The sequence below is a fragment of the Streptomyces sp. N50 genome, assembly GCF_033335955.1.
Lineage (GTDB): Bacteria > Actinomycetota > Actinomycetes > Streptomycetales > Streptomycetaceae > Streptomyces.
Map to the genome: position 1 here is coordinate 872,241 of NZ_CP137549.1, position 16,245 is coordinate 888,485.

Below are 16,245 nucleotides of genomic sequence, written 5' to 3' on the forward strand. Positions count from 1 at the left end.
CTGTGCCCGACACCCGTGTGCGGCGCCGGCGGCGCTTTCTCGTCTGCGAACCCAGACACTTCGCCGTGCAGTACGCGATCAACCCCTGGATGCATCCCGATGCCCAGGTGGACGTCGATCTCGCCCAGGAGCAGTGGCGGACGCTGATCGACACCTACCGGTCCCACGGCCACACCGTCGACACGGTGGCGCCGGCGCCCGGCCTCCCCGACATGGTCTTCGCCGCGAACTCGGCGGTCGTCGTCGACGGCCGCGTCTTCGGCTCCCTCTTCCACGCGCCGGAGCGGCGCCCCGAGTCGGACCACTACGACATGTGGTTCAAGGCGGCGGGCTACGACGTGTACCGCCCCGAGTCGGTCAGCGAGGGCGAGGGCGACCTCATCCCGACCGGCCGCTACGTCCTGGCCGGCACCGGTTTCCGTACGACCCGCGAGGCCCATCGCGAGGTGCAGGAGTTCTTCGGCGTGCCGGTGATCAGCCTGACGCTGGTGGACCCGTACTTCTACCACCTCGACACGGCGCTGTTCGTGCTGGACGAGGACACCGTCTGCTACTACCCGGAGGCCTTCTCGCCGGGCAGCCGGGAGGTGCTGGCGCGACTGTTCCCGGACGCGGTGCTCGCGACCCATGAGGACGCGATGGCGTTCGGTCTCAACTCCGTCTCCGACGGCCTGCACGTCTTCATCGCGCCCCAGGCAGAGGCACTGGCCTCGCGCCTCGCCGAACGCGGCTACGTCCCCGTCCCCGTCGACCTGTCGGAGTTCCACAAAGCCGGCGGCGGCATCAAGTGCTGCACCCAGGAGATCCGCTCATGACCGCACCCGCCAGTGCCCGTACGTCCGCCGACCTCATCCGCGCCGAGGAGCCGGTCCTCGCGCACAACTACCACCCGCTGCCCGTGGTCGTCGCCCGCGCCGAGGGCACCTGGGTGGAGGACGTCGAGGGCCGCCGCTACCTCGACATGCTCGCGGGCTACTCGGCCCTCAACTTCGGCCACCGCCACCCGGTGTTGATCGAGGCCGCCCACCGCCAGCTCGACCAGCTCACCCTCACCTCCCGCGCCTTCCACAACGACAGGCTGGCCGAATTCGCCGAGCGGCTCGCGGAGTTGACCGGGCTCGACATGGTGCTGCCGATGAACACCGGCGCGGAGGCGGTCGAGAGCGGCATCAAGGTGGCCCGCAAGTGGGCCTACGACGTGAAGGGCGTCCCGGCCGACCGGGCGACCATCGTCGTCGCGGCGGAGAACTTCCACGGCCGTACGACGACGATCGTCAGCTTCTCCACCGACGAGACGGCGCGGGCGGGCTTCGGTCCCTTCACACCGGGCTTCCGGATCGTGCCGTACAACGACCTCGCGGCGCTGGAGGCGGCGGTCGACGAGACCACGGCGGCGGTGCTGATCGAGCCGATCCAGGGCGAGGCCGGGGTGATCATCCCGGACGCGGGTTATCTGGCCGGTGTGCGTGAACTCACCACCCGCAAGGGCTGCTTGTTCATCGCGGACGAGATCCAGTCGGGCCTCGGCCGCACGGGCCGCACGCTCGCGGTGGAGCACGAGGGGGTCGTCCCGGACGTGCTGCTGCTCGGCAAGGCGCTGGGCGGCGGGATCGTGCCGGTGTCGGCGGTCGTCGCGCGCCGGGAGGTGCTCGGGGTACTGCACCCGGGCGAGCACGGTTCGACGTTCGGCGGCAACCCGCTCGCCGCGGCGGTCGGCACGGCGGTCGTCGAACTGCTGGAGACCGGTGAATTCCAGCGCAGGGCGACGGAGTTGGGTGTGATCCTGCGGGACGGCCTGACCGAGCTGGTCGGCAAGGGCGTGGTCGGCTTCCGCGCGCGGGGCCTGTGGGCGGGCGTCGACGTCGACCCGGCGATCGGCACGGGGCGCGAGATCAGCGAACGCCTCATGCGCGAGGGCGTGTTGGCCAAGGACACCCACGGCTCGACGATCAGGCTGGCGCCGCCGTTGACCATCACGGCGGATGAACTCCGGTCGGCGATCGGCTCGTTGGAGAGGGTGCTGACGAAGGGGGCGTAAGCCTGCGCGAGTTGTCGGGGCCGGCTGGATCGGCGGACGGAGGGAGTTGGTCCAGCCAGGCCCGCAGGGAGGCACGTAAGGCGCCGCCCCAAGGAACGTGAAGTGTGCGGCTGGGCTGGATAGACCCTCGGAGGCCGGTCCAGCCCACCCCCACGGACACGGGTAACTCCCGGACGACAGAGGCTACTTGCCCGTCGCGCCCTGCTCCGCGGGAGTACCCGTGCCGGTGCCGCTGTCGGCCAGGGCGGCCTGGGCGAGGAGGCGGCGGGCGAGGTCGCGGGCCTCGGCCACGGTGAGGGAGGCCCAGAGTCCGGGCTCGCCGCGCACGACCGGGCCCACGTCCAGGGTGACCCGGCTGATCGGCCGTTCCGGGATCGCCAACAGCAGTCGCCTCACCGCGACCTGGCGGCCGCAGGTGGTCACCAACGGTGCTTCACCTGACGGCGGGAGCGGCTCCTGCCCTGACCGATTCATCTCCTTCACGACCCTTCTCTGAGTACCCGGCGAGGTATCAGGAGCAGCGCCGAAAGGGGCCGGGTTGTTCCCGGGCGCCGGCTCCGCCACCCGTTCGGGCCGACGCGGCGCCTGCCCGGCACGGCAGAGCACGGCCCGCAGCGCCTGCTCTTCCACCTTCACCGGAAACCCCCGCACCGCCGGTCGATCCCACCGCCCTCACGGACGCCGCTGATCACCGAGGCCGGCCCGTGCGGACCCCGCTGTCGGCGCAGGCCGACCGCCGGTGCGCACACCGCTCACAGCGCAGCCCTCCGGCGCTGACCCGCCCCGCCCCGCCGTAGCCCACCGTGCACGCCAGCGCAGCGCACCGTGGCCGTCACAGGACGTCCGGTGAACCCCGGGCGAATTCTCGCCCGCCCTCCGGTCAGGACCGGGTCAAGGGACGCGGTGGGGGCGGTGGCGCACTCATAAGATCGCTGGTACCGCCACCTTTCGTACGACTCCCCACTGGAGGCCCGGCGTGCCCGAAACCGCGCGCGGCGCCGAAGCCGGTCCGATACCGGACCCGGAGCTGAGCTCGCCCACGCCCGAACCCCGTACCGCCCGTCGCCGCACCGCGCTGCTCGCGGCCGGTGCCCTGGTCGTCGTGGCGGCCGTGGGGGCCGGAGTGGTCGCGGCCCGCGGCTCCGGCTCGGGCGGGAAGGCCGCCGCTGCCGCCGACGGGCTCCCGCACACCACCGTCGAGGTCGCGACCTCCGGGTGCGGGAGTGGCTGGACGCATCCGCGGGCCGGGCATCAGGTCTTCGAGCTGCACAACACGTCCAGCACGGCCGCCGAGGTCTATCTCACCGACGTGAAGACCGGCGCCGTCTACGGCGAGGTCGAGGGGCTGGCGCCGGGGACCGTCCGGCCGCTCGGGGTCACCCTGGGGAACGGGTCGTACGCCTTCAAGTGTCTGCCCGACGACGCCGACGCCGTGACCGGGCCCACCGTCCGCATCACCGGCTCGAAGGTGAAGAGCGGGCCCGCCGCCGTGCCGATCACGCAGCAGGAGCTCATCCCGCCAACTCTCGCCTACCAGAAGTGGATTCAGGGCCGGACCGTCGAACTCGCCCAGAAGACCGACGTGTTGCGTGCCGCCGTCGACCGAGGCGACCTCGCCGCCGCCCGTAGGGCCTGGCTGCCCGCGCATCTCGTGTACGAGCGGATGGGCGCCGCCTACGGCACGTTCGGGGACTCCGACGGGGCGATCAACGGCACCACGGCCGGGTTGTCCGGCGGGGTGCGCGACGCCGGGTTCACCGGGTTCCACCGGGTCGAGTACGGGTTGTGGCACGGCGAGTCGGCGAGCGGGCTGCGCGGGCCCGTCGATCAACTCGCCAAGGACGTCCACGCGTTGGAGAGCAGCTGGCCCTCCCAGCGGATGGATCCGGCCGACACCGGGCTGCGGGCGCACGAGATCCTGGAGAACACCGTGCAGTTCGAGCTGACCGGCCGCACCGACTACGGCAGTGGGACCAATCTGGCCACCGCCCGTGCCAACCTCGACGGCACCCGCGTACTGCTCGGCTATCTGCGCCCGCTGTTGAAGACGCGGGACACGGGGTTCGCCGAACTGGGCGACTGGATGGACCGGGCGCAGCACACCCTGGACGGGCTCGACCACTCCGGGAAGTGGACGCCCTTGGCTCAACTCACCCGTCCGCAACGGGAGAAGGTCGACGCCGACCTCGGTGGACTGGTGGAGCGGCTGGCCGACGTGGCCGCCCTCACGGACGTACGGAGGACCGCGTGAAGCACGGATACGAGGTGGGCCGCCGGGGTTTCCTGGCGAGTGCGGCGGCCGTGGCCGGTGCGGGTCTTGTAGCCGCCGATCGCGGTGCGGCCGCAGCCGCGGTGGAGACCTCCGCGAGCGTGCCCTTCCATGGCCTCCATCAGGCCGGGATCGTCACCCCCGCCCAGCGCGCCACGGCCTTCGTCTCCTTCGACACGACGGCCGCCGACCGCTCCGAACTCACCGATCTGCTGCGGACGTTGACCGACCGGGCCCGCTTCCTCACCACCGGCGGCAGCCCTGAGGACCTCGGCATCACCGCCCCGCCCTCCGACTCGGGCACCCTCGGCCCGGACCTCCCCGCCGACCGGCTGAGCGTCACCGTCGGCGTCGGCGCCTCGCTCTTCGACGACCGCTACGGGCTGGCGAAGCGCGTGCCCCGTCGGCTGACCGCGATGCCGTCGTTCCCGGACGACGATCTCAACTCCGCCTGGTGTCACGGCGATCTGAGCGTGCAGTTCTGCGCCGACAGTTCGGACACCGTGCTGCACGCGCTGCGCGATGTCACCCGGCACACCCGCGGCGGCCTCCAAGTCCGTTGGCGCACCGACGGGTTCATCAGTCCGCCGCGCCCCTCGGGCACCCCGCGCAACCACCTGGGGTTCAAGGACGGCATCTCCAACCCCGAGGTGACCGACGCCCGCGCGATGAACGACCTTGTGTGGGTGGGGAGTAGCAGTGGCGAGCCGGACTGGGCGACCGGCGGCAGCTATCAAGTCGTACGGCTGATACGGATGTTGGTGGAGTTCTGGGACCGGGTCTCCATCACCGAGCAGGAGCGGATGTTCGGCCGCGCCCGGGACACCGGCGCCCCGCTGGACGGGCACCACGAGAAGGACACGCCCAACTTCGCGCAGGACCCGCAGGGCGATGTGATCCCGCTCGACAGCCACATCCGGCTGGCCAACCCGCGCTCCGCGCAGAGTGCCGATCAGCGGATCCTGCGGCGGGGCTACAACTACGACCGGGGCATGGACAGCAACGGCAACCTCGACATGGGGCTGCTGTTCTGCTGCTACCAGCAGGACCTGGCCCGGCAGTTCGAGAACGTGCAGAAGCGGCTGGCCGGTGAACCGCTGGTCGACTACATCTCGCCGTACGGCGGCGGGTACTTCTTCGCGCTGCCCGGTGTGCGGGACGCGTCCGACTGGCTGGGCCGCTCCCTGCTCACCTGAGAGCAGGGTCAAGAACAGGCCAACAGACCATGAGAATTTCCTGACCGGGCGTTCGCTCCCACGTCATTGCCGCTCCCCCGCCCCGCCGTCACCATTGCCCAGGCTACGGCGGTAGGTGCCACGGCCATGGACGGTGTGGCAGCAGAACCACTGCTCCCGGAAGGCGAGACAGCATGATCGGCAAAGGAAGTAACCCCGGTGCACGGCGCCGGTTGACGCGGGTGGGCGCCCTGCTCGGCGCCGCGGCCCTGGCCACTGCGGGCGGGGCGGTCCCCGCGTCGGCGGCCTCGCACGGCCACCAGCCCTCGGGCAGCACGCACACGTCGACGCCGATCAAGCACGTGGTCGTGATCTACGACGAGAACATCTCGTTCGACCACTATTTCGCCACCTACCCCCAGGCCGCGAACACCGACGGCACGAAGTTCAAGGCCGCGGCGCACACGCCGAAGGCCGACAACCTGCTCAACGCCGGGCTGCTGAAGAAGAACCCGAACCTCTACACGCCCACGCGGCTGAGCAGTTCGCAGGTGATGACCTGCGACCAGAACCACTCCTACGGCCCCGAGCAGTACGCGGCCGACGGCGGCAAGGCCGACAAGTACGTCGAGAACACCGAGGTCAACAAGTGCACCGGCCTGTTCGGTGAGCCCGGTCTGGTGATGGACTACTACGACGGCAACACCGTCACGGGCATGTGGAACTACGCCCAGCAGTACGCCCTCAACGACCACTCGTTCAGCTCCAACTTCGGTCCCTCGACGCCCGGCGCGCTGAACCTGATATCGGGTCAGACGCACGGCGTGATCTCCGTGGACCCGGCCTCGGGCACCGAGAACCCGAAGCAGACGTCGACCCCGGACTCGTACGCCGTGGTCTCCCCGAACGCCAAGGGTGTCGGCACGGTCATCAACGACCCCGACCCGGCCTTCGACGACTGCTCGGACAAGGACCACACCTCGACCAGCGCGCTCGCGGAGATGCAGGGCAAGAACATCGGCGACCTGCTCAACTCCAAGAACGTGAGCTGGGGTTGGTTCCAGGGCGGCTTCCGGCCGAGCACCGCGTGGGACGGCAAGAGCGGTGGCTACGCCAAGTGCGCCGGCACCACCCACACCAATGTCGGCGGCGCCGCTTCCGAGGACTACAGCGCGCACCACGAGCCGTTCGAGTACTACAAGTCGACGGCGAACCCGCACCACCTGGCGCCGAAGTCGGTCGCCGAGATCGGCCACAACGGCCGCGCGAACCACAACTACGACCTCACGGACTTCGACGCGGCGCTGAAGGCCGACAGCCTTCCCGCGGTGAGCTTCCTCAAGGCGGCCGAGTACCAGGACGGGCACGCCGGTTACTCGGACCCGGCCGACGAGCAGAACTTCCTGATCAAGGAGATCAACGCCCTTCAGAAGTCGCCGGAGTGGAAGTCGACGGCGGTCGTGCTCGCCTACGACGACTCCGACGGCTGGTACGACCACGTCTCCTCGAAGGTCCTGAACGGCTCGAAGGACTCCACGGTCGGCTCCAACGGCAAGGCCACGGACAGCCCGGCCTGCCAGGCGGGTCCGGCCGCCAAGGGCGGTTACGCGGACCGCTGCGGCCCGGGTACCCGGCAGCCGCTGCTCGTCATCTCGCCGTACAGCAAGGTCAACAAGATCGACCACACGCCGACCGAGCAGGCGTCGATCACGCAGTTCATCGAGGACAACTGGCACACCGGCCGCATCGGTGACGCGTCCTTCGACCAGCGGGCGGGCACCCTGGGCGGCATGTTCGACTTCCGGCACCCCAACGACAAGCAGGTGCTGCTGAACTCGAACGGTTCGGTGAAGTCGGTCAAGCGCATCCCGCACTACACGCAGACCTCGTCGACGGCCACGAAGGCCCCGTACCCGGCGTACGTCCAGGACCTGAAGGCACAGAACGTCGCCGCCAGCACCGACTCCTCCACGGCTCTGCCGGTCGCGATCGGCGCCGGTCTGCTCACGGCGGTGGGAGCGACCACGGCGTTCGCCGTGTACCGCCGCAGGACGCGGAGCGCGGCCCTGTAAGTCACCGTGAACCGGGGCCGGTTGGCCCGCACCGAGGGCGGCGAGGACGATCTCCTCGCCGCCCTCGGTCGTGCCGTCGGCGACCTGATCGCCCCGGTTCCCCGGGACGGCACCTGCCCCTACACTGACAGCTCACGAGGTACCGGGTGACCTGCGAGAACAGGTCGGTCGAGCCGACCCGCCGGAGTGAGGAGCGACCCCCCTTGTTCTACTACCTCCTTAAGTACGTCGTTCTGGGGCCTTTGCTCAGACTGGTCTTCCGCCCCCGGATCGAGGGCCTGGAGCACATACCGGAGGAGGGCCCGGCGATCATCGCCGGAAACCACCTCTCGTTCGCCGACCACTTCCTGATGCCGGCGGTCCTCAAGCGCCGCATCACCTTCCTCGCCAAGGCCGAGTACTTCACCGGCCCCGGCATCCGCGGCCGCCTCACCGCGACCTTCTTCCGCAGCGCGGGCCAGATCCCGGTCGACCGCTCCGGCAAGGAGGCGGGCCAGGCGGCGATCCGCGAGGGCCTCGGCGTCCTGAGCAAGGACGAGCTGCTCGGCATCTACCCCGAGGGCACCCGCTCCCACGACGGCCGCCTGTACAAGGGCAAGGTCGGCGTCGCGGTCATGGCGTTGCGGGCCCAAGTCCCGGTCATCCCCTGCGCGATGATCGGCACCTTCGAGGCCCAGCCGCCCGGCAAGGTCATCCCCAAGATCCACCCCGTGACGATCCGCTTCGGCAAGCCCCTCGACTTCTCCCGCTACGAAGGCATGGAGAACGAGAAGGCGATCCTGCGCGCCATCACCGACGAGATCATGTACGCGATCCTCATGCTCTCCGAGCAGGAGTACGTCGACCAGTACGCGGCGGTCGCGAAGGCGGAGGAGGCGGCCGCGGCGAAGGAGCGCAAGTTCCCACGCCTACCGCTGAGTTGATGTGAACGAGGAGGGGCGGCCGGTTCAGAACCGGCCGCCCCTCGTCACGTACGACTACAACTACCGCCTACGGCTTGCTGCTTACGGCACCGGCGTCGCGTGCGGGGTGCACGTGAAGTCGGCGGCGTCCAGCTTGCCGGTCAACAGGTAGGCGTCGACACGGGAGTTGATGCAGGGGTTGACCAGACCGGTCACACCGTGCGAACCGGCGTCCTTCTCGGTGATGAGACGGGAACCCTTGAAGCTCTTGTGCAGGACGACCGCGCCCTCGTACGGCGTCGCGGCGTCACGCTGGGACTGCACGATGAGGACGGGCGGCAGCCCCTTGCCGGTCTTGACCTTGACCGGGGACTGCTGCTTGACCGGCCAGGTGGCGCACGGCAGGTTCATCCAGGCGTTGGACCAGGTCAGGAACGGGTACTGCTTGTTGAGCGCCGTGTTGTCCTTGTCCCACTTCGCCCAGCTGGTGGGCCACTTGGCGTCGGTGCACTCGACGGCCGTGTAGACGGCGTTGCCGTTCTCCGAGGAGATGTTGCCCGCGGTGTCCGACAGGTCGGGCGAGGCAGCGTCGATGAGCGGCTGGGGGTCACCGGCGACGTACTTGCTGAACGCGGTGGCGACCGGCACCCACGAGGAGTCGTAGTACGGGGCGCCCTGGAAGAAGCCGAGCAGCTCGGCCGGACCGACGACCCCGCCGAGCGGGTTCTTCTTGGCGGTGGCGCGCAGTTCGAGCCACTTGGCCTGGACGGCGGCGCGCGTGGTGCCGAGGTGGAAGGCCGCGTCGTTCTTGGCGACCCAGTCCTCCCAGTCCTTCCAGCGGCCCTCGAAGGCGACGTCCTGGCCCAGGTTGGCCTCGTACCAGATGTTGTCCTGCGCCGGGTTGACGACGCTGTCGACGATCATGCGGCGGAGGTGGCTCGGGAACAGGGTGCCGTAGACGGCGCCGAGGTAGGTGCCGTAGGAGACGCCCAGGTAGTTGAGCTTCTTCTCGCCGAGGGCGGCGCGGATGACGTCGAGGTCGCGCGCGGTGTTCGGCGTGGTCATCTGCGCGAGCATGGTGCGGCCGGTGCGCTTGGCGCAGCCGTCGGCGTACTCACGGGCCAGCTTGCGCTGCGCGTTCTTGTCGGCGGTGCTGTCCGGTACCGGGTCAGCCTTGGGCGCCTTCACGAACTCCTGCGGGTCGATGCAGGAGATGGGCGCCGAGTGGCCGACACCGCGCGGGTCGAAGCCCACGAAGTCGTACGCCTTGGACGTGTTGACCCACAGCGGGTTCTTGGTGGTGACCCGGAGCGGGAAACGCATGCCGGAGCCGCCCGGACCGCCGGGGTTGTAGACGAGCGCGCCCTGGCGTTCGGCCTTCGTCCCGGTGCTGACGGCACGGTCGACGGCGAGCTTGATCTTCTTGCCGTTCGGCTTGGTGTAGTCGACCGGCACGGTGACCCACCCGCACTGGACCGGCTTGGCGAATCCCCAATCGGTGGGGCAGTCCTGCCAGTTGATCCCGGCCTTGGCGGCGCGGGCGGCGGTGAGCGCGGCGCCCTGGGCGGCCGCACGGTCCTGCCCGTACCCCGCGCTCTGCCCGGTCTGCGCGTTGGCCGCGGGTGCCACCACGGCACCGGCTATCAGTGCCGCCGCCGCGAATCCGGCCGAACCGAACGCCATCACCCGGCTCTTCGGTCTGTTGTGCCTCAAGTGGGCCCCTCCCCGTACATCGTTGCGAAATGGTCTCGGAGGATCCTCGCGGCTGTGAGCACCCTGAGAACAGAGGCGGTTGACCTTCTTTACCAATCCGATAAGCGGAAACACCGGTACCGCTCAGCGGATACTCACTCCAGCGACGCCAACGCCTCGTCCAACACCCGCCGCAGCCGCAGCGCGTCGGAGGCGATCGCACTCACCAGCACGGCGGGCCCGGCGAGCGGCACGAGGCTCGCACACTCCCCCAGCATGCGCGCAGCGACCGGCTTCCGGGTGAACTCCGGCCGTACGACGAGGAGTTGCCCCACAGCGCGATGCCCCCCGAGCACGGCGGGCCCGTCCCAGCCGCCTGGCGCCCCCGGCCCACAGGCCAACTCCTGATCAAGCACGGTCCGTTCGGCGATGCGCAGCGTGAGCCGGCTGGTGAGCCGCCCGGGCTCCTCCCCGACCCGCCCGAGGACCTGCTCCTCACGGAGCACGAGCCGAGCGGAGTCGGCGAGATCGACGCGCGTCGCAACCCGCAGATCACTACCGCGCACGGAGATCAACTGCTCGGGCAGCCAGTGCAGTTCACCGTCCTCGGCGACGCTGAGCCGAACGTCGTACCGGGACTCCCCCTTCGCCTGCCCCGGCAGCGCGATGGTGGCGGCGGCGGACCCGACCCGCAACCGGGCCCCCGCCCCAACACCCGCCTCAACAGCAAAGTGATCCCCGCCGAGCGGCCCGCTCATGGCCCCCACGAGCATGACCTGAGCCTCGGCCCCGCTCCCCCGGGTCCGCCGCAGCGCAAGCGGCCCGTCCCCCTCCAGCACGGGCAGCGCGGTACCGCCCCGCCCGTCCTCCCGGGCCACGATCCGCGCGGTGGCCCGCACCCCGGTCACGTTCACGCCGTCCACGCGGCAAGCCGCTCCCGCACCCAGCCGGCGACGTCGCCCACTCCAGCCTCAGTCCTCAACGACTGGAAGACAACGGGCAGTTCGGCGCGCTGAGCCTTGGCATCGGCAGCCATCCTCCCGAGATCGGACCCGACATAGGGCGCGAGGTCGGTCTTGTTGACGACCAGCAGATCGGCCGTGGTCACTCCCGGCCCACCCTTACGCGGAATGTCGTCCCCGCCGGCCACGTCGATGACAAAGACCTGCGCGTCGACAAGCCCCTTGGAGAAGGTGGCGGTGAGATTGTCCCCACCCGACTCGACAAGGATGAGATCCAAGGGCCCGACCTCGTCCTCCAGGTCCTCAACGGCTTCGAGGTTGGCGGAGATGTCATCCCGAATAGCGGTGTGCGGACAGGCCCCGGTCTCCACGGCGGTGATCCGCTCGGGCGGCAACACAGCCTCCCGCAGCAGGAACTCAGCGTCCTCGCGGGTGTAGATGTCGTTGGTCACGACAGCAAGGGAGAACTCGTCCCGCAGGGCCCGGCAGAGCGCGGCGACGGTAGCGGTCTTCCCGGACCCGACAGGCCCACCGAGCCCGATCCGCAGAGCACGGTGGGTCCCGTCGGGACGATGAGCGTCGGCACTGACGGCGGCGGGGCCGTCGTGGGTGTGGTCGAGATGCATGGGGCGGCTCCTTCTGGTTTCTTACGGGTCCTGGCGGCTTCGGGCGATTTCGGCGTCGGGGCCTTTCGACATCGGGCTCTGGCGGCTTCGGACCTTGCTTCCTACGGCGTTGTGCGGCTCCGGCCCCTTGTCAGCCGGGGCCGGCGCCATCTCAGCCCGTCCGGCGTTTGAGGACGAGGCCGTTCAGGCCGATCGGGGGTCCAGGGGGCGGAGCCCCCTGGCGGGGTGGAACGGGGCAGCGCCCCTGGGGATGGGACGGGTAGGGGCGGCGGGGGCGAAAAACCCTAGGACGCGAACAACCGCACAGCCCAAGCCGCATGCCCCTCCCCCCGATCTCCAGCAACGGCGCCGACGCACAAGGCAGTTCATCAACCCCCTCGGCAAGAACCCGCCGCCCCGCCTCCACCGCCCGATCAGCAACCAGGTCCAACTCCGGCGCCAACCGGGCCAGCACAGCCGTAGCGTCAAACGGATCAAGACTCAACAACCGCACCGTCGCCGACGCCGGCCCACTCACGCTCTCGTAAGCCGCGCAGTACGCCGCATCCTCCGCCCCCAGCCCAGCCGACCGAGCCACGAGCCCCAACACCACAGGCTGATGCGCCCCCTTGGGGAACTCCCGCGCCAGGGCATCGAGTTCGGCGGACGGCCAGGTAGCCCGAGCCGCCCGCATCAACTGCCGCCCCAACTTCCGCGAGGCGACCCGCAACGCGGGCGAAGGAGTCCGCGCATCCGCGGCAAGGTCCAACTCCACCGGGTCGACTCCCAGCGCGGCGGCGGAGGCAACCGCGGCGGACACCAGCCCAGCCGTGTGCAACCGCCCCCGACAGAACTCCCCAAGGCTGGCCGCGCCAGTAACCCGCCCGGCCTTGACGGCAGCCTCCGCCCCGCCGGAGTGCGCATGCCCCCCGGCGGGAAACCGCCCGTCGGCCAGAACAAGTAGCGCTGCCCTGCTCATGAGACCCACCTCACCCAGCTCATCAGAACCCCTCCTCAGAAGAGGAAGTACCGCTGAGCCATGGGCAGTTCGGCCGCCGGAGTCGCCTCGACGAGCTCCCCGTCGATGTGCACGGCAAAGCTGTCGGGGTCGACCTGGACACGAGGCCGGGCATCGTTCTCGCGCATGTCCGCCTTCGTGACCCCACGCGTCGACTCGATCGCGACGAACTTCTTCCCGAGATCGAGCCGCTCGGGCAACCCGTCCTCGATCGCCAACTGGGCGACGAAGTTGAAGGAGTTGGCGGCCGGCGCCCGCCCGATCGCCCCGAACATCGGCCGCGGCAGGATGGGTTGAGGCGTCGGGATGGACGCGTTGGCGTCGCCCATCTGCGCGTACGCGATCTGGCCGCCCTTGATGACGAGGTGTGGCTTGACCCCGAAGAACGCCGGTTCCCACAGCACGAGGTCGGCGAGCTTGCCGCTCTCGACGGAGCCGATCTCACGGGCGAGGCCCTGCGCGAGGGCGGGGTTGATCGTGTACTTGGCGACGTAGCGCCGTACCCGGTGATTGTCCGCGCTCCCGTCACCGGGCAGCGCCCCCCGCCGCCGCTTCATCACGTGCGCCGTCTGCCAGGTCCGCAGAATCACCTCACCCACGCGCCCCATCGCCTGCGCGTCCGAGGAGATGATCGAGATGGCGCCGAGGTCGTGGAGGATGTCCTCCGCGCCGATCGTCGACGGACGGATGCGGGACTCGGCGAAGGCCAGGTCCTCGGGCACCGCCGGGTTCAGGTGGTGGCAGACCATCAGCATGTCGAGGTGTTCCTCGGCGGTGTTGACGGTGTAGGGCCGGGTCGGGTTGGTGGAGCTGGGCAGCACGTGCGGCTCGGAGACCACGGTCATGATGTCCGGCGCGTGCCCGCCGCCCGCACCCTCGGTGTGGTACGCGTGGATACCGCGTCCGGCGATCGCGGCGAGGGTGTCGCCGACGAACCCGGCCTCGTTCAACGTGTCGGTGTGGATGGCGACTTGGACGCCCGTGCGGTCGGCGACGGTGAGCGAGGCGTCGATGACGGCGGGAGTCGAGCCCCAGTCCTCGTGCAACTTCAGTCCCAGCGCTCCCCCTCGGATCTGGGACATCATCGCGTCGTGCGAGACGGTGTTGCCCTTGCCGAGGAAGCCGATGTTGAGCGGGTACTGCTCCATCGCCGCCATCATCCGGGCCAGATGCCACGGACCCGGCGTCACGGTGGTCGCCTTGGAACCCTCGGCGGGACCGGTGCCGCCGCCGACCAGCGTGGTGACCCCGGCCGAGAGCGCCTCGTCGGCGATCTGCGGGCAGATGAAGTGGACGTGCGCGTCGACGGCACCGGCCGTGAGGATGCGCCCGTTGCCCGCGATGACCTCGGTCTCGGGGCCGATCACCAGGTCGGGGTGGATCCCGTCCATGGTGTCGGGATTGCCGGCCTTGCCGATGCCGGTGATGCGGCCGTCGCGGATGCCGACGTCGGCCTTGACGATGCCCCAGTGGTCGACGATCACGGCGCCGGTGATGACGGTGTCGGGGGTGCCCTCCGCGCGCGTGGCACGCGCCTGGCCCATCGACTCGCGGATGACCTTGCCGCCGCCGAACACGGCCTCGTCACCGGCGAGTCCGGGACCGCCGGAGCGGTCCTCCTCGATCTCGATCAGGAGGTCGGTGTCGGCGAGCCGGATGCGGTCGCCGGTGGTCGGCCCGAACAGGTCCGCGTACGCGGCACGGGAGATCTCAGGCATCGAGGGCACCTCCGGTCTCCCCGCGCAGTCCGGGCACGATCCGGGCGCCGGTGAGGGGGACGAGTTCGACGTCGACGGGGATGCCCGGCTCGAAGCGCACGGCCGTACCGGCGGCGACGTTGAGCCGCTTGCCACGCGCGGCGGCGCGGTCGAATTCGAGGCCCGGGTTGGCCTCGGCGAAGTGGTAGTGGGAGCCGACCTGGACGGGCCGGTCGGCGGCGTTCAGGACGGTCATCCGTGTGACCTCGCGGCCCGCGTTGTAGACGATCGGGTCGTCCGCGAACAGGATCTCGCCGGGAATCATCGAGGCCTCCTACACGATCGGGTCGTGGACGGTGACGAGCTTGGTGCCGTCCGGGAAGGTCGCCTCGACCTGTACGTCGTGGATCATCTCGGGGATGCCCACCATGACGTCGTCCCTGGTGAGCAGCTTGCGCCCGGAGGACATCAACTCGGCGACGGTCCGGCCGTCACGGGCGCCTTCGAGGATGTGCGACGTGATGAGGGCGACCGCCTCGGGGTGGTTCAGCTTCAGACCACGGGCCCGGCGCTTCTCGGCCACGTCGGCCGCCACATGGATCAGCAGCCTCTCTTGCTCGTGCGGGGTCAGTTGCACGTCCCACCTCACAGTCCTCGCTCCGGACCGTGCGGGGTCCGGCTGCCGCAGCCCCCGGGCAAAGTCCCTGGTGGCGTGGATCGGCAGGCTAGTTGGACCGGGTTTCAAGCAAGTTAACCGAGCTGTGATCAGGACAATCACATCTACGCACGTAGAGCGACCACTCGGCTAGGAGGGACTGGACCCCCGATGCTCGGCCGCGATGCCGAACCGCTGGTGTTCGCGGGGAGCGGACGCGACCTCGCGCACGGCGGAGACGGCACTGATCACGCGCTCCTCGCCGGCCCGGTCCAGCTCGTTCAATCGCTCCAGGTCGGCGGCGGAGACAAGGGCGACGAGCGGCTTCCCGTGCCGTGTCACGACGACGCGCTCGGCGCCGTACACCACCCGGTTGATCAGGTCGGCGAGCTCAGCCCTGGCTTGCGTCACCGGAATCTCGTAGGCCATGAGCCCATCATACGTTCCATACGTCCTGTACATTTTGTACAGAGCCAGCCAGAGTAGAGGCAAGTCAGTGCCAGCCAGTGAGGGACTACGCCATGACCCGACCGTCCGCCCGCCACGTCCTGCCCGAGTTCACCGAGCGCACCAGCGCCGGCCACCGGACCCTGGACCCGTACTCGAAGCTGCTGGAGGAGCGGATCGTGTTCCTCGGGACGCCGATCGACGACATCTCGGCGAACGACGTGATGGCCCAGTTCATGCACCTCGAGTACCAGGCACCGGACCGGGACATCTCGCTGTACATCAACTCGCCCGGCGGATCGTTCACCGCGATGTCCGCGATCTACGACACGTTGCGGTTCGTCACGTGTGACGTGGAGACGATCTGCCTGGGCCAGGCCGGCACCTCCGCGGCGCTGCTGCTGGCGGCGGGCACCCCGGGCAAGCGGTCGGCGCTGCCGGGTGCGCGGGTGGTGCTCCACCAGCCCTCGTTCCCCGAGCCGATCCAGGGTCAGGCGAGCGATCTCGCCATCCAGGCCGAGGAGTTGGCGCGTACGCGGGTCCAACTGGAGGAGCTGCTGGCCCTGCACACGGGCCGGACGGTGGAGCAGGTGAGCGCGGACATCGAGCGGGACCGGATCATGGATGCCCAACAGGCCCTGGAATACGGGTTGGTGGACCGGATCGTGACCACGCGCAAGACCTCGCTCACCGAGCACGGCGGGGAGTGAGCC

Annotated in this window: 15 protein-coding genes and 1 pseudogene; 7 read left to right on the forward strand and 9 right to left on the reverse strand. The window is 69.9% G+C overall.

Features of this window, described 5'->3' with window-relative positions:
* Nucleotides 1-2: 2 nt before the first annotated feature.
* The gene (ddaH, locus tag R2B38_RS03550) at nt 3-815 is read left to right on the forward strand and encodes a dimethylargininase (protein ID WP_318014907.1); all 813 of its coding nucleotides are present in this window, start codon (nt 3-5) and stop codon (nt 813-815) included.
* On the forward strand, nt 812-2,038 hold the full coding sequence (gene rocD / locus R2B38_RS03555; RefSeq protein WP_318014908.1) for an ornithine--oxo-acid transaminase: 1,227 nt from the start codon (nt 812-814) through the stop codon (nt 2,036-2,038). The genes ddaH and rocD overlap by 4 nt, the downstream gene beginning before the upstream one ends.
* Nucleotides 2,039-2,221: 183 nt before the next feature.
* On the opposite strand, the gene R2B38_RS03560 is transcribed toward rocD, so the two are convergent.
* Nucleotides 2,222-2,461 carry a hypothetical protein gene (locus tag R2B38_RS03560; protein WP_318014909.1) on the reverse strand — a complete coding sequence of 80 codons (240 nt, stop codon included), beginning with the start codon at nt 2,459-2,461 and terminating at the stop codon, nt 2,222-2,224.
* Nucleotides 2,462-3,014: 553 nt separating this feature from the next.
* Between R2B38_RS03560 and R2B38_RS03565 the strand changes: the two genes are divergently transcribed.
* The 4 genes from R2B38_RS03565 (at nt 3,015) to R2B38_RS03580 (ending at nt 8,477) form a co-directional block, all read left to right on the forward strand.
* Nucleotides 3,015-4,289, forward strand: a complete 1,275-nt coding sequence (locus tag R2B38_RS03565) for an EfeM/EfeO family lipoprotein (protein ID WP_318014910.1) — start codon at nt 3,015-3,017, stop codon at nt 4,287-4,289.
* The gene (gene efeB, locus R2B38_RS03570) at nt 4,286-5,503 is read left to right on the forward strand and encodes an iron uptake transporter deferrochelatase/peroxidase subunit (protein ID WP_318014911.1); all 1,218 of its coding nucleotides are present in this window, start codon (nt 4,286-4,288) and stop codon (nt 5,501-5,503) included. The genes R2B38_RS03565 and efeB overlap by 4 nt, the downstream gene beginning before the upstream one ends.
* A 173-nt stretch (nt 5,504-5,676) precedes the next feature.
* Nucleotides 5,677-7,554: an alkaline phosphatase family protein gene (locus R2B38_RS03575; protein WP_318014912.1), complete on the forward strand. Its 1,878-nt coding sequence runs from the start codon at nt 5,677-5,679 to the stop codon at nt 7,552-7,554.
* Between the two features lie 203 nt (nt 7,555-7,757).
* Nucleotides 7,758-8,477 (forward strand): lysophospholipid acyltransferase family protein, encoded by a 720-nt coding sequence (locus R2B38_RS03580; protein ID WP_318014913.1) that lies wholly within the window; start codon nt 7,758-7,760, stop codon nt 8,475-8,477.
* Between the two features lie 81 nt (nt 8,478-8,558).
* On the opposite strand, the gene R2B38_RS03585 is transcribed toward R2B38_RS03580, so the two are convergent.
* The 8 genes and pseudogenes from R2B38_RS03585 to R2B38_RS03620 all read right to left on the reverse strand — a co-directional run bounded on the left by R2B38_RS03585 (nt 8,559) and on the right by R2B38_RS03620 (nt 15,514).
* Nucleotides 8,559-10,139 carry an alpha/beta hydrolase gene (locus R2B38_RS03585; protein WP_318021579.1) on the reverse strand — a complete coding sequence of 527 codons (1,581 nt, stop codon included), beginning with the start codon at nt 10,137-10,139 and terminating at the stop codon, nt 8,559-8,561.
* Nucleotides 10,140-10,303: 164 nt separating this feature from the next.
* On the reverse strand, nt 10,304-11,071 hold the full coding sequence (locus R2B38_RS03590; RefSeq protein ID WP_318014914.1) for an urease accessory protein UreD: 768 nt from the start codon (nt 11,069-11,071) through the stop codon (nt 10,304-10,306).
* Entirely contained in the window at nt 11,059-11,736 is a 678-nt protein-coding gene (ureG, locus tag R2B38_RS03595; RefSeq protein ID WP_318014915.1) for an urease accessory protein UreG, read from the reverse strand. The genes R2B38_RS03590 and ureG overlap by 13 nt, the downstream gene beginning before the upstream one ends.
* A gap of 284 nt (nt 11,737-12,020) precedes the next feature.
* A pseudogene (locus tag R2B38_RS03600) lies at nt 12,021-12,694 on the reverse strand (urease accessory protein UreF).
* 35 nt (nt 12,695-12,729) lie between these two features.
* A complete protein-coding gene (locus tag R2B38_RS03605; protein WP_318014916.1) occupies nt 12,730-14,451 on the reverse strand; it encodes an urease subunit alpha in 1,722 nt (573 codons plus the stop codon).
* A complete protein-coding gene (locus tag R2B38_RS03610; RefSeq protein WP_318014917.1) occupies nt 14,444-14,755 on the reverse strand; it encodes an urease subunit beta in 312 nt (103 codons plus the stop codon). The genes R2B38_RS03605 and R2B38_RS03610 overlap by 8 nt, the downstream gene beginning before the upstream one ends.
* 9 nt (nt 14,756-14,764) lie before the next feature.
* Nucleotides 14,765-15,067 carry an urease subunit gamma gene (locus R2B38_RS03615; protein WP_019059531.1) on the reverse strand — a complete coding sequence of 101 codons (303 nt, stop codon included), beginning with the start codon at nt 15,065-15,067 and terminating at the stop codon, nt 14,765-14,767.
* A 168-nt stretch (nt 15,068-15,235) separates the two neighbouring features.
* Nucleotides 15,236-15,514 (reverse strand): type II toxin-antitoxin system Phd/YefM family antitoxin, encoded by a 279-nt coding sequence (locus R2B38_RS03620; protein ID WP_318014918.1) that lies wholly within the window; start codon nt 15,512-15,514, stop codon nt 15,236-15,238.
* Between the two features lie 92 nt (nt 15,515-15,606).
* Here R2B38_RS03620 and R2B38_RS03625 point away from each other — a divergent pair, with 92 nt between their 5' ends.
* Nucleotides 15,607-16,242 carry an ATP-dependent Clp protease proteolytic subunit gene (locus R2B38_RS03625; RefSeq protein ID WP_318014919.1) on the forward strand — a complete coding sequence of 212 codons (636 nt, stop codon included), beginning with the start codon at nt 15,607-15,609 and terminating at the stop codon, nt 16,240-16,242.
* Nucleotides 16,243-16,245: the final 3 nt, after the last annotated feature.

What these genes read in the sequence shown, in the direction of transcription:
- rocD (WP_318014908.1), top strand. Translation starts at nt 812, where the DNA reads ATGACCGCACCCGCCAGTGCCCGTACGTCCGCCGACCTCATCCGCGCC.
- R2B38_RS03575 (WP_318014912.1), top strand. Translation starts at nt 5,677, where the DNA reads ATGATCGGCAAAGGAAGTAACCCCGGTGCACGGCGCCGGTTGACGCGG.
- R2B38_RS03585 (WP_318021579.1), bottom strand. Translation starts at nt 10,139, where the DNA reads ATGGCGTTCGGTTCGGCCGGATTCGCGGCGGCGGCACTGATAGCCGGT.
- ureG (WP_318014915.1), bottom strand. Translation starts at nt 11,736, where the DNA reads ATGCATCTCGACCACACCCACGACGGCCCCGCCGCCGTCAGTGCCGAC.
- R2B38_RS03605 (WP_318014916.1), bottom strand. Translation starts at nt 14,451, where the DNA reads ATGCCTGAGATCTCCCGTGCCGCGTACGCGGACCTGTTCGGGCCGACC.
- R2B38_RS03610 (WP_318014917.1), bottom strand. Translation starts at nt 14,755, where the DNA reads ATGATTCCCGGCGAGATCCTGTTCGCGGACGACCCGATCGTCTACAAC.
- R2B38_RS03620 (WP_318014918.1), bottom strand. Translation starts at nt 15,514, where the DNA reads ATGGCCTACGAGATTCCGGTGACGCAAGCCAGGGCTGAGCTCGCCGAC.
- R2B38_RS03625 (WP_318014919.1), top strand. Translation starts at nt 15,607, where the DNA reads ATGACCCGACCGTCCGCCCGCCACGTCCTGCCCGAGTTCACCGAGCGC.